The organism is Streptomyces sp. NPDC047117 (assembly GCF_040643545.1).
GTDB lineage: Bacteria > Actinomycetota > Actinomycetes > Streptomycetales > Streptomycetaceae > Streptomyces.
In genome coordinates, this window is sequence record NZ_JBEYUN010000004.1 from 275,293 (window position 1) to 288,096 (window position 12,804).

Annotated in this window: 10 protein-coding genes; 8 read left to right on the plus strand and 2 right to left on the minus strand. The window is 70.9% G+C overall.

What is annotated here, in order from left to right:
• The first annotated feature begins 234 nt into the window (after window positions 1-234).
• The 4 genes from ABZ840_RS09760 to cimA all read left to right on the plus strand — a co-directional run bounded on the left by ABZ840_RS09760 (window position 235) and on the right by cimA (window position 5,250).
• Window positions 235-1,299: an agmatine deiminase family protein gene (locus tag ABZ840_RS09760; protein ID WP_361556043.1), complete on the plus strand. Its 1,065-nt coding sequence runs from the start codon at window positions 235-237 to the stop codon at window positions 1,297-1,299.
• A 33-nt stretch (window positions 1,300-1,332) separates the two neighbouring features.
• Entirely contained in the window at window positions 1,333-1,959 is a 627-nt protein-coding gene (locus ABZ840_RS09765; protein ID WP_361556046.1) for a TetR/AcrR family transcriptional regulator, read from the plus strand.
• A 74-nt stretch (window positions 1,960-2,033) separates the two neighbouring features.
• A complete protein-coding gene (locus ABZ840_RS09770) occupies window positions 2,034-3,353 on the plus strand; it encodes an MFS transporter (protein ID WP_361556049.1) in 1,320 nt (439 codons plus the stop codon).
• Between the two features lie 283 nt (window positions 3,354-3,636).
• Entirely contained in the window at window positions 3,637-5,250 is a 1,614-nt protein-coding gene (gene cimA / locus ABZ840_RS09775) for a citramalate synthase (RefSeq protein WP_361556052.1), read from the plus strand.
• Between the two features lie 75 nt (window positions 5,251-5,325).
• On the opposite strand, the gene ABZ840_RS09780 is transcribed toward cimA, so the two are convergent.
• The gene (locus ABZ840_RS09780) at window positions 5,326-5,943 is read right to left on the minus strand and encodes a YceI family protein (RefSeq protein ID WP_361556055.1); all 618 of its coding nucleotides are present in this window, start codon (window positions 5,941-5,943) and stop codon (window positions 5,326-5,328) included.
• Window positions 5,944-6,209: 266 nt separating this feature from the next.
• Here ABZ840_RS09780 and ABZ840_RS09785 point away from each other — a divergent pair, with 266 nt between their 5' ends.
• From ABZ840_RS09785 to ABZ840_RS09800, 4 genes are all read left to right on the plus strand, one after another.
• On the plus strand, window positions 6,210-6,719 hold the full coding sequence (locus ABZ840_RS09785; protein WP_361556058.1) for a hypothetical protein: 510 nt from the start codon (window positions 6,210-6,212) through the stop codon (window positions 6,717-6,719).
• A gap of 2 nt (window positions 6,720-6,721) precedes the next feature.
• Complete coding sequence (locus ABZ840_RS09790; protein ID WP_361556061.1) at window positions 6,722-9,127, plus strand: polysaccharide lyase 8 family protein; 2,406 nt, start codon at window positions 6,722-6,724, stop codon at window positions 9,125-9,127.
• 270 nt (window positions 9,128-9,397) lie between these two features.
• Window positions 9,398-10,981, plus strand: coding sequence for an acyl-CoA carboxylase subunit beta (locus ABZ840_RS09795; RefSeq protein WP_361556064.1), 1,584 nt, complete (start codon window positions 9,398-9,400; stop codon window positions 10,979-10,981).
• Window positions 10,982-11,027: 46 nt separating this feature from the next.
• Entirely contained in the window at window positions 11,028-11,255 is a 228-nt protein-coding gene (locus tag ABZ840_RS09800) for an acyl-CoA carboxylase epsilon subunit (protein WP_361556067.1), read from the plus strand.
• Window positions 11,256-11,335: 80 nt separating this feature from the next.
• Here ABZ840_RS09800 and ABZ840_RS09805 read toward each other — a convergent pair whose 3' ends face one another.
• Entirely contained in the window at window positions 11,336-12,634 is a 1,299-nt protein-coding gene (locus ABZ840_RS09805) for an MFS transporter (RefSeq protein ID WP_361556070.1), read from the minus strand.
• Window positions 12,635-12,804 lie beyond the last annotated feature (170 nt).

Sequence of the window (12,804 nt, forward strand, 5' to 3'; positions counted from 1 at the left end):
CACCCGGGCGGCACCGGACCGGGGGCGTCCGTTCGTGCGGGACGGCGCCCCCTCCCGCCGGTACGCCCTGCCCGGACCGGCCCCGCACCGGCCGCAGCGGCCTGCCCCGCTGCGGCCATCACGCCCCGCCCGGGGCCCCGTCCCTTCCCGGGCGGCACCGGGGCGGCCCGCCCCTCCCCGGGCGGCCGCCCCGGCTTCCTCACCCTCGACCTCTCCCACCCAAGGACGCAGCTCATGACGGACCAGCCCCTCCCCTCCACCGGCGCCACCCCCGCCGCCGACGGATACGCCATGCCCCCGGAGTGGGCACCCCACGAGCGCACCTGGATGGCCTGGCCCGGCCCCAACTTCACCTTCGGCGAAGAAGGCGGCAGCGACCTCTCCGAAGCCCGCGTCGCCTGGGCCCGCGTGGCACGCGCCGTACGCCGCTTCGAACCCGTCACCGTCGTCGCAGGACCCGGTCAGGCCGCCAACGCCCGCGGCCTCCTCGGCCCCGACATCGACGTCGTCGAGCGGGAGCTGAACGACGCCTGGATGCGCGACATCGGTCCCACCTTCCTCACCGGCAACGGCCAACTCGCCGCCACCGACTGGGTGTTCAACGGCTGGGGTGCCCAGGAATGGGCGAGCTGGGAACACGACGCGAAGATCGCCGCCGAGGTCGCGGACCTCGCCGAGGCGCGCCGCTACGCCACCCCTCTCGTCAACGAGGGCGGTGGCCTGCACATCGACGGCGAGGGCACCGTCCTGCTCACCGAGACCGTCCAGCTCGACCCCGGCCGCAACCCCGGCCGCACCCGCGAAGAGGTCGAAGCCGAGATCCACGCCCACCTCGGCACCACCAAGGCGATCTGGCTGCCCCGCGGCCTCACCGCCGACTACGGCCAGTTCGGCACCCGCGGCCACGTCGACATCGTCGCCGCGTTCGCCCGCCCCGGCACCGTCGTCGTCCACACCCAGCCCGACCCCGCCCACCCCGACCACGCGGTCTGCGCCGAAATCGTCAAGATCCTGCAGAGCGCCACCGACGCCCGCGGCCGGCAGCTGGAGGTCGTCGAGGTACCGGCACCCACCGTCATCGAGGAGGACGGCGAGTTCGTCGACTACTCCTACATCAACCACTACCTCTGCAACGACGGCGTCGTCCTCTGCTCCTTCGACGACCCGCGCGACGAGCACGCCGCCGGAATCTTCCGCCGGCTCTTCCCCGGCCGTACGGTCACCCTCGTCGACGCCCGTACGATCTTCGCTGCGGGTGGCGGCATCCACTGCATCACCCAGCAGCAGCCCAAGGTCTGATCAGCCACCGATCAGCCGGTCCAGGAGGTCACCGTGCCCGGTCCCGCACGCCGTCCCCGGCGGCGGCTCAGCCAGCCACGCGAGCAGGTGCTCGCCGCGGCCATGACCACCATCGCCGAAGAGGGCCTGGACCGGCTCACCATGGCCGGACTCGGCCGCGAGGTCGGCATGAGCAGTGGCCACATCCTCTACTACTTCGGCACCAAGGACGAGCTGCTGCTGCAGACCCTGCAGTGGAGCGAGGAACAGCTCGGCGCGCAGCGCCGCGCCGAGCTGGCCCGCCCCGCGCCCACCCGCGACCGCATCGACTCCCTCGTCGACCTCTACCTCCCCGACGGACCCCGCGACCCCCGCTGGACCCTCTGGCTAGAGGTCTGGAACCGCTCCCAGAACGCCGACGACGCCACCCGCCAGCGCCAGCTCGACCTGGAACTCGCCTGGCACCGCGACCTCGTCGCCCTCCTCGTCGAAGGCGCCTCCAAGGGCGAACTGCGCGCCGTCGACGCCGAACGCTTCGCCACCCGCACCCGCGCCCTCCTCGACGGCTTCGGCACCCACCTCGTCGTCGGCCTGCCCGGCCTCTCCCGCCCGGACGTACTCGGACACGTACGCGACTTCCTGGACGAAACGCTCACGCGCACCGACGGCGAAAGCACGTAACGCACGGAACGAAGCCTGATCGTTGTCCGGTGCACCCTTGCCGAAAAGTCCCAGCTCCGGCACCGTTCTCGGCTATGGGACGAGAGCAATGGAAGAAGATCTGGGTCGGGTCCGCCGGCAACATGGTCGAGTGGTTCGACTGGTTCGTGTACGCGAGCTTCGCCGTGTACTTCGCGGACTCCTTCTTCCCCAAGGGCAATGAGACCGCCAACCTCATGAACACCATGGGCGTCTTCGCGGTCGGCTTCTTCATGCGGCCGGTCGGCGGCTGGCTGCTCGGCCGGGTCGGCGACCGCAAGGGCCGCAAGGCCGCCCTCACGCTCACCGTCACCCTGATGTCGGCCTCCGCCGTCCTCATCGCGGTCGCCCCCACCTACGCGGTGGCCGGCTACGGCGGCGTCGCCGTCCTCCTCGTCGCCCGCATGCTCCAGGGCCTCTCCGTCGGCGGCGAGTACGCCGCCAGCGCCACCTACCTCACCGAAGCCTCCGCACCCGGCCGCCGCGGCTTCGCCTCCAGCTTCCAGTACGTCTCGATGACCGCCGGCCAGCTCCTCGGCCTCGGCCTCCAGATCATTCTCCAGCGCACCATGTCCGAGGACGCGCTCCACAGCTGGGCCTGGCGCATCCCCTTCATCATCGGCGCCCTCGGCGCCGCCATCGTCTTCTACCTCCGCCGCAACATGCTGGAGACCGAGGTCTACGCGGCCGACGACGACGCCAACAGCGACCCCGAGCGCGGCACCCTCAAGGCCCTCTGGGCCCACAAGCGCGAGGCGTTCCTCGTCATCGCCCTCACCATGGGCGGCACCGTGGCGTACTACACGTACACCACCTACCTCACCAAGTACCTCTCCAACAGCGCCGGGATGGACAAGCCGACCGCCTCCCTGGTCAGCTTCTGCGCCCTCTTCGTCTTCATGTGCATCCAGCCGCTCGCCGGCAAGCTGTCCGACCGCATCGGCCGCCGCCCGCTGCTGATCACCTTCGCCATCGGCTCGACCTTCCTCACCGTGCCGATCATGACCCTGCTGCGGCACGCCGGCTCCTTCTGGCCCGCCCTCGGCCTCGCCCTGCTCGCCCTCGTCGTCGTCACCGGCTACACCTCCATCAACGCCTGCGTGAAGGCCGAGCTGTTCCCCACCGGCATCCGGGCCCTCGGCGTCGCCCTCCCGTACGCCATCGCCAACGCCCTCTTCGGCGGCACCGCCGAATACGTCGCCCTGTGGTTCAAGAACGGCGGCAACGAGTCCGGCTACTACTGGTACGTCGCCGGCTGCGCCGCCGTCTCCCTGGTCGTCTATCTGACGATGCGGGAAACCCGCACCATCGACCTCCACCGCGTCACCAAGGACGAGGCGGGCAAGGGGAAGGACCAGCGACTGCTCGCATCCTGAGACGGTGGGCGCTTTGGGGGCAGTCGTGTGCAAGACTGCCCCCATGCTCTCGTTCGCCATGATTATTGGCAGCAGGCGCGCCGGTCCGCAGTGACCGCCCCGTACGAAACCGAGTACGGCGCGGCACCGTCGTCCCAGACCCGCGCGCAGACCTCTCGCACCCGCGAGAGGTTTTTTCGTTTCCCGGCCCACCAGCCACCGGGGACGGAGCGCGAGGGATCATGAGGGGACGGTGGAGCCGGTAATTCCGGTAGACCGAGATCCCGACAGGAGCCAGACCAGCATGACGGACACCTCAGAACCCTCTCCTCTGTCCGACGATTTCCATGTGTTCGACACGACGCTGCGCGACGGCGCGCAGCGCGAGGGCATCAACCTGACCGTCGCGGACAAGCTGACCATCGCACGCCACCTGGACGACTTCGGCGTGGGCTTCATCGAGGGCGGCTGGCCCGGAGCCAACCCCCGGGACACCGAGTTCTTCCAGCGCGTACAGGAAGAGGTCCCCTTCCGCCACGCACGGCTGGTCGCCTTTGGCGCCACCCGCAAGGCCGGCGTACGCGTCGAGGACGACGCCCAGGTGGCGGCCCTGCTGGACTCCGGCGCCCCGGTGATCACCCTGGTCGCCAAGTCCCACGTACGCCACGTCGAACTGGCCCTGCGCACCACGCTGGACGAGAACCTGGCCATGATCCGCGACACCGTCGCGTACCTCCGCTCCCAGGGCCGCCGGGTCTTCCTGGACTGCGAGCACTTCTTCGACGGCTACGCGCTGGACGCGGCCTACGCCAAGCAGGTCGTCCGCACCGCGAGCGAGGCCGGCGCCGACGTCGTGGTGCTCTGCGACACCAACGGCGGCATGCTCCCCGCCCAGGTCACCGCCGTCGTCCGGACCGTCCTCGCGGACACCGGCGCGCGGCTGGGCATCCACGCCCAGGACGACACCGGCTGCGCCGTCGCCAACACCCTGGCCGCCGTCGACGCGGGCGCCACGCACGTGCAGTGCACCGCCAACGGCTACGGCGAGCGGGTCGGCAACTCCAACCTCTTCCCGGTCGTGGCCGCGCTGGAGCTGAAGTACGGCCGCAAGGTGCTGCCCGAGGGCAAGCTCGCCGAGACCACCCGCATCTCGCACGCCATCGCCGAGGTCGTGAACCTCACGCCCTCCACCCACCAGCCCTACGTCGGCCTCTCCGCCTTCGCGCACAAGGCGGGCCTGCACGCCTCCGCGATCAAGGTCGACCCGGACCTGTACCAGCACATCGACCCCGAGCTGGTCGGCAACACCATGCGGATGCTGGTCTCCGACATGGCCGGCCGCGCCTCGATCGAGCTCAAGGGCAAGGAGCTGGGCATAGACCTCGGCGGCGACCGCGAGCTGGTCGGCCGGGTCGTGGAGCGGGTCAAGGAGCGCGAGCTCGCCGGCTACACGTACGAGGCCGCCGACGCCTCCTTCGAACTCCTCCTGCGCGAGGAAGTCCAGGGCAAGCCGCTGCGCTACTTCACCGTCGAGTCCTGGCGCGCGATCGTGGAGGACCGCCCGGACGGCACGCACGCCAACGAGGCCACGGTGAAGCTGTGGGCGAAGGGCGAGCGGATAGTGGCCACGGCGGAGGGCAACGGCCCGGTCAACGCCCTGGACCGCGCGCTGCGGGTCGCGCTGGAACAGATCTACCCGCAGCTCGCGTCGATGGAGCTGGTGGACTACAAGGTACGCATCCTGGAAGGCGCACTCGGCTCCGGCTCGATCACCCGCGTCCTGGTCTCCACGGGCGACGGCCGCGGCGAGTGGTCCACGGTGGGCGTGGCGGAGAACGTCATCGCCGCCTCATGGCAGGCCCTGGACGACGCCTACGCCTACGGCCTCCTCCGCGCGGGCGTCGATCCGCAGGACTGACGGCGGACGGCATGAAGGGGGCGTGCACTGCCGAGCAGTGCGCGCCCCCTTCGGGCACCGGGCGGGAACGCCCGGTCAGGCTGCCTTGACCGCCGAGATGTCAAAGGTCAGCTTTACCTTGTCGCTGACCATGACGCCGCCCGTCTCCAGGGCGGCGTTCCAGGTCAGGCCCCACTCGGAGCGGAGGATGTCGGCGGTGCCCTCGAAGCCGACGCGGTCGGCGCCGTAGACGTCGGTGGCGGAGCCGTTGAACTCCAGGTCGATGGTGAGCGGCTTGGTGACGTCCTTGATCGTCAGGTCGCCGGTGACCCGGTACGTCTCGCTGTCGGTCTGCTCGACGGCGGTGGAGCGGAAGGTCATCAGGGGGAACTTCTCCGCGTCGAAGAAGTCGGCGCTCTTCAGGTGGCCGTCGCGGTCCGCGATGCCGGTGTCGATGCTGTCGATCTTCACGTCGATGCTCGCGGTGGAGGCGGCCGGGTTCGCGCCGTCCAGGCGGAGGGTGCCCTCGTGCTCGCCGAAGGAGCCGCGGACGTTGGTGACCATGGCGTGCCGCACCGTGAAGCCGATGCTGCTGTGGGCCGGGTCGATGGTGTACTCGCCGGTCAGTGCGGCCAGCGCGGGGTCCGCCGCGAGGGTCGCGGTGGCGGCGGGGGCGGCGGTCTCGGTGGCGCGCTTGCGGTTGAACAGAGCCATGGCTCCTCCTCGGGGGGACGGGTCCGGGGGACCTCGGGCGTCGATGTCGCTGTCGAACTTCTTGTTTAACGTTCAACGAGATTCAGCGTAGACCCTTCTGGTTCAAAATTCAACCTTTCTGTCGAGGGGTGGCCGCGACGGGCTTCGTCCGCCCTGCTCGCAAGGGCTGGCGACGCGCGTAGAGGTCGGGCATCATCTGCGGTGCTCCACCTGCACCGCCGAAACATCCGTCGCACGGTTCACCGGTTCACCGCAGGAGGTTCCCCTTGAGAGTCCGTACCGTCCTCAGCGCGCCGGCCCTCGTCCTCGGCGTCCTGTTCGCCCCCGGCTTCGGCGTCCTCACCGGCGCCGGCGAGGCGCACGCCGTCACCAAGCTCACCCACTCCCAGGCCACCACGATGTTCCGCAACGCCGGCATCACCTGGTCCTCCTCCGGCGGCTGTTCGGACCGCAACACCCCGACCTGCACCTCCTTCGACCAGCTGAACCAGGCCACCGCCCAGGGCGCCGTCACGCTCAAGAAGGCGAGCGGCTGCGCGCTGAACATCACCGGCGGCACCGAGACCGGCCACGCGAGCGGCACGTACAGCCACTGGAACGGCTACAAGCTGGACTTCGCGCTGAACAGCTGCGTCAGCAACTACGTGACCGGCACCTTCGCCTACATCGGCGTACGCGGCGACGGCGCGCCGATGTACCGGTCGGGCTCCGGCAACATCTACGCCAAGGAGGGCTCGCACTGGGACGTCCTCTACTACAACTGCGGCGGCTGCTGACCATGGCGCCGCGCGCTTCCCACTGGACCCGCCGGGGCTTCCTCGCGACGGGCGGCGCCGGCGCGGCCGCCCTCGCGCTGTCCGCGCAGGACGCCGTCGCCGCCGGCTCCGGCCGGGCCGCCCCCGCCGCCGACGAGTACGCCACCCTGCGGCAGCGCTGGGCCGACCTTCAGCTGGGCACCGACTTCGACCCGGCCGCCGAGCCGTACGCCTCCCGGCTGCGGGAGACCGGCGACCTCGCCCGGCGGTTCCGGGCGGCCATGGCGCCGGCCGCCGCGTCGCTCTGGCCGGACTGCCCGTTCGACCCGCCGGCCGGCATCACCCGCAGCTACAGCCGGCTGAACACCCTGGCGCAGGCGTACGCCCAGCCCGGTACGGGCCTCACCGGCGACGCGGGCGTCCTCGCCGACGTCCTCGCGGGCCTGGACCACCTCGACACCAAGGTCTACAACCCCACGACCACCCGGTACGGCAACTGGTGGGAGTGGCAGATCGGCAGCCCGCGGCTGCTCCTGGACACGATGACGCTGGTCGACGACGCGCTCTCCGACGCGCAGCGCGACCGCTTCCTCGCCGCGGTCGACCACTTCGTGCCCGACTCGATGCTCGGCGACTACACCGGCACGAGCACCGGGGCCAACCGCGTCGACCTGTGCCGGGTCGTCGCGGTGCGCGGCGTCCTGGGCCGGTCGGCGGCGAAGCTGGCGCTCGCCCGCGACGCGCTCTCGCCGGTCTTCCCGTACGTGACGAAGGGCGACGGGCTGTACGCCGACGGCTCCTTCGTGCAGCACACCTGGGTCGCCTACTCCGGTACGTACGGCTTCGTGCTGCTGGACGGGCTCGGGCGGCTGTTCACGCTGCTGCGCGGCAGCACATGGGAGGTGACCGACCCCAAGCGGCAGATCATCTTCGACAGCGTGGAGAACGCCTACGCACCGCTGCTGCACAACGGCCTGATGATGGACAGCGTCAACGGGCGGGCGGTCAGCCGCGGTTACCTGGCCGACGACGACCTGAAGGTGATGCGCAGCGACCACTTCCACGGGCACGCGCTGCTGGCCGCGGTGACGGTGCTGGCGCAGGGGGCCTCCGCCGCCGAGCGGGACCGCTGGCATGCCATGGTCAAGGGCTGGATCGAACGGGACAGCACGCTGGACGTGCTGACCGACCGGCAGTTCGGCGTCGCGGATGCCGCGCGGCTGGCCGCCGTGGCCGCCGGGCCGGGCCCCGCGGCGCCCGAGCCGGTCGCGCACAAGCTCTTCCCCGCCATGGACCGGGCGGTGCACCGCCGCTCCGGGTTCGCCGCGAACATCGCCATGGCCTCGGAGCGGATCACGTACTACGAGAACGGCAACGGGGAGAATCCGCGCGGCTGGCACACCGGTGCCGGAATGCTCTACTGGTGGGGCGCGGACTTCGGCGGCGGCCAGTACACCGACGCCTTCTGGCCGACGGTGGACCCGTACCGCCTGCCGGGGACCACGGTGTCCACCAAGCGGCTCGCCGACAACGAGGGTGGCGGCTGGGGTGCGCCCAAGCCCGCCGCGACCTGGGTGGGCGGCACCACGGACGGCGAGTTCGCGGCCGTGGGGCAGGACGTCCGCGGGCTCTCGTCGACGCTGCGGGCCAAGAAGTCCTGGTTCTGCCTGGCCGACGCGGTGGTGTGCCTGGGCGCGGGGATCACCGGGCAGGACGGTGTGCCCGCCGAGACGATCGTGGACAACCGCAACCTCGGCGCCTCGGGGAGCCCGGTGCTCACGGTCGACGGTGCCCGGCAGTCCTCGGCGACCGGCTGGACGGGCACCTTCCCGCGGGCCCGCTGGGCGCACCTGGAGGGGCACGGCGGGTACGTCTTCCCCGGTGGCGCGGGGCTGCGGGCGCTGCGGGAGGCCCGTACGGGCGCGTGGCGGGACATCAACACCGGCTCCTCGCCGGACCGGCTCACCCGCCGCTACCTCACGCTCTGGCACGAGCACGGCACCGACCCGGTGGACGCCTCGTACGCCTATGTCCTGATGCCGGGGGCCGGGCCGCGTGCCCTCGCGGCGCGCGCCGCCGACCCGCACTGGCTGCGGGTGCTCGCCAACACGGGCGGTGCGCAGGCGGTGGAGGTGCGTGCGCTGGGGGTGACGGCGGCGAACTTCTGGCGGGCCGGTACGGCGGGCCCGCTGACCGTCTCGGCGCCGGCCTCCGTGCTGGTGCGCGGGCGCGGCCGGACGGCGACGCTGTGCGTGGCGGAGCCGCCGCGCACGGGGGAGCCGGTGGAGGTCGTCTGGGACCGGCCGGTGCGCGGCGTGGTGGACGCCGGGCCGGGCGTCACGGTCCTGGAGGCCGGCCGGCGGCTGCGGCTGCGGGTGGCGCCGGGGAAGGTCTGCGCCACGTTCCGCTGTACTGTCACCACGGGCTGACCCGTCCGCCGGGCGGCGCGGGCCGGCCCCGCCGCCCGGCGGACGCGCGGGCCGATGGCCGGGAACCGCGGTCAACCGGCGGACCGCCACAAGACGCCACCGGTGTCTTTTGTGGGCCCCGCACAGTGCCCGCGGAGTGGTCGTTCGCGTCCGGGCCGGGCCCGCGCCCCGCGTACAGCGTGGTTCTGTTCTGCTTGCCCACCAAATCGCGCTCGACGTTGTACGAAACCGACATCGGTTCCCGAGCAGGTGTCCGCGTACGGTCGATGCATGACCACTGTCGAAGATGCGCCCGCCGAGGCGAACGACGCCCGCGGGCGCGTCGCCGAGCTGCACGCGATCCGTGAGCAGGCCCGGCGAGGCCCGAGTGAGCGCGCCACCGAGGCCCAGCGCGCCAAGGGCAAGCTCACCGCCCGCGAGCGGATCGACCTCCTGCTGGACGAGGGGTCCTTCAACGAGGTCGAGCCGCTGCGCCGGCACCGTGCGACCGGCTTCGGCCTGGAGAACAAGAAGCCCTACACCGACGGTGTGATCACCGGCTGGGGCACCGTGCACGGCCGTACCGTCTTCGTGTACGCGCACGACTTCCGGATCTTCGGCGGCGCGCTGGGCGAGGCCCACGCCACCAAGATCCACAAGATCATGGACATGGCCATCCAGGCCGGTGCGCCGCTGGTGTCGCTGAACGACGGCGCGGGCGCCCGGATCCAGGAGGGTGTCTCGGCGCTCGCCGGCTACGGCGGCATCTTCCAGCGCAACACCAAGGCCTCGGGCGTCATCCCGCAGATCTCGGTGATGCTCGGCCCGTGTGCGGGCGGCGCCGCCTACAGCCCGGCGCTGACGGACTTCGTGTTCATGGTGCGGGAGACCTCGCAGATGTTCATCACCGGGCCCGACGTGGTCCGCGCGGTGACCGGCGAGGAGATCACGCAGAACGGGCTGGGCGGCGCCGATGTGCACGCCGAGACCTCCGGTGTGTGCCACTTCGCGTACGACGACGAGCAGACCTGCCTCGAAGAGGTGCGGTACCTGCTCGCGCTGCTGCCGTCGAACAACCGGGAGAACCCGCCGTCGGTCCCGTGCGACGACCCGGCGGACCGCTCGGGCGAGGACCTGCTGGACCTGGTGCCCGCCGACGGCAACCGGCCGTACGACATGCGCAAGGTGATCGAGGAGATCGTCGACGACGGCGAGTTCCTGGAGGTCCACGAGCGCTGGGCGACCAACATCATCTGCGCGCTGTCGCGCATGGGCGGCGAGGTCGTCGGCATCATCGCCAATCAGCCGCAGTCGCTGGCGGGCGTGCTGGACATCGAGGCGTCGGAGAAGGCTGCCCGTTTCGTCCAGATGTGCGATGCTTTCAATATCCCGATCCTCACGCTGCTGGACGTCCCCGGCTTCCTGCCGGGCGTCGACCAGGAGCACGGCGGGATCATCCGGCACGGCGCGAAGCTGCTGTACGCGTACTGCAACGCCACCGTGCCGCGGATCTCGATCGTGCTGCGCAAGGCCTACGGCGGTGCCTACATCGTCATGGACTCCCAGTCCATCGGCGCCGACCTGACGTACGCGTGGCCGACCAACGAGATCGCCGTGATGGGCGCCGAGGGCGCGGCCAACGTGATCTTCCGCAAGCAGATCGCCGAGGCGGACGACCCGGAGGCCATGCGGGCGCGCATGGTCAAGGAGTACAAGTCCGAGCTGATGCACCCGTACTACGCGGCCGAGCGCGGCCTGGTCGACGACGTGATCGACCCGACCGAGACCCGCGAGGTGCTGATCCGCTCGCTGGCCATGCTTCGGTCCAAGCACGCCGACCTTCCGGCCCGCAAGCACGGCAACCCGCCGCAGTAACCGGATCACCACCACCGGCCACCAGAACCGCAGCCACCCTGCGACCTTGGAGACGACGAAAGTGAACCCTGCCGCTACCTCCGACCGTTCCCTGGTCCGTGTCGAGAAGGGCGAGGCCAGCGAGGAGGAGCTCGCCGCGCTGACCGCGGTGCTGCTCGCCCGCGCCGCGCACCGCCCGGCCGACGTGCCGGCGCAGCCGTACGCCACGGCCGCCCGCTGGCGCCGCCTGGAGCGTCAGCGCGGCTTCCACGGCGCGAGCTCCTGGCAGCGCTGACGCAAGCGCAGCGCTGACGCAGCGACGTACGAAGGGCCCCGCACACCTCGGTGTGCGGGGCCCTTCGGCGTACCGGGCGGTCAGGTGCGCACCGCGCCGGCCGCCTCGACCGCGGGCTCCGGGGGAGTGGTGCCCGCGGACGTCTCGGGCAGCTTCAGGTACAGGGTCATCAGCGCCGAGGCGACGTACAGCGCGGCGAAGATGATGACGACGCCGGCCGGGCCGAGCGGGTCGAGGAAGAGGCTGACGATGGCGGGGCCGACGAAGGCCGCGCCGCCCGCGCCCAGGTTCAGCAGCGCCATCGCGCCGCCCTTGTTCTCCGGGGCCAGCGCCGGGATCAGTGCGGAGATCGGCACGAAGCCGGCCAGCGTGATGCCGTAGAGCATGCCGCAGATGATCGCGACGGTGTAGTTGCTGCCGACGGCCTGCGGGACGAAGTACAGCGTCAGGGTCGTGATCGCGCAGCCGATGCCGCCGAAGGAGGCGATCGTCCGCCGCCAGCCGATCCTGTCGCCGATGACGCCGAAGATCAGGTTGAAGACGACGTTCGTGCCGTAGATGACGGCGAGCAGGGTAAGCCAGCGGCCCTCGCCGAAGTGCAGTTCCTTGGCGAAGAACGTGGGCAGGAAGACCAGGAAGCCGAACTCCGGCGCGGTGTTGATGATGCGCACCACGCAGCCCACCGCGACCCGGGGGTGCGTCCAGGCGATCGAGAGGCTGGAGACCAGCGACTGCACCGGCTTGACCTCGGGCGGTGCCAGCCGGGAGAAGCCGGTGCGCTCCTTCACGCCGAACATGCAGAAGGCGCCGCCGAGCGCGATGATGCCGAGCGCCACCCACAGGGTGCCGAACTGGCCGAAGACCGGGTTGGTGGCGCCGGCGACCAGCGAGCCGAGCGTGGGCAGGCCGCCGGTGAAGGCCATGTAGAACCAGCCGACCGCGGCACCCATCCGTGCCATGGGCGCCGTCGCCGTGATCCAGACCAGGAATCCGAAGGCGAACAGCGGGTAGCCAAAGCCCCGCAGGCCGTAGAAGACCAGCATCAGGGCGTAGTTCTCGGGCCCGAGCGCGAAGACCAGGTAGAGGACGTCGAAGACGATCCAGATGGCCAGGCCCAGCTGCATCACCCGGCGCGGGCCCCACAGGTCCGACAGGGCACCGGAGAGCCAGGAGGCGAGCATGACCGTGACGCCGTAAGCAGTGATCACATAGGAGGCGTGCACCTCGGTGCCCGCGCCGTGCTCGGCCATGTAAGGAGCGATGAAGCCCGACTCGACGCCGTCGCCGACCATGAAGAGCAGGACGCCGAGGTAGCCGTAGACCAGCGCCTTGGGGATGCCGAGGCGGTCCGGCAGTGAGAGCGCCGAGGGTGGAGCCATGTCGCGCCTCCGTGGGGAGAGGGTGTGCCGTGAAGGGTGATGCGAGCAGCATGAATCCTGTGAACTTCACATGCAAGGTGTGATGCCGGGTTTTTACATCCCGTGATTCTCACGGTGCTGACCGCGATTTGCGGCTCAGGGGGTGACGAATCTGTGATCTGGATGTTAAA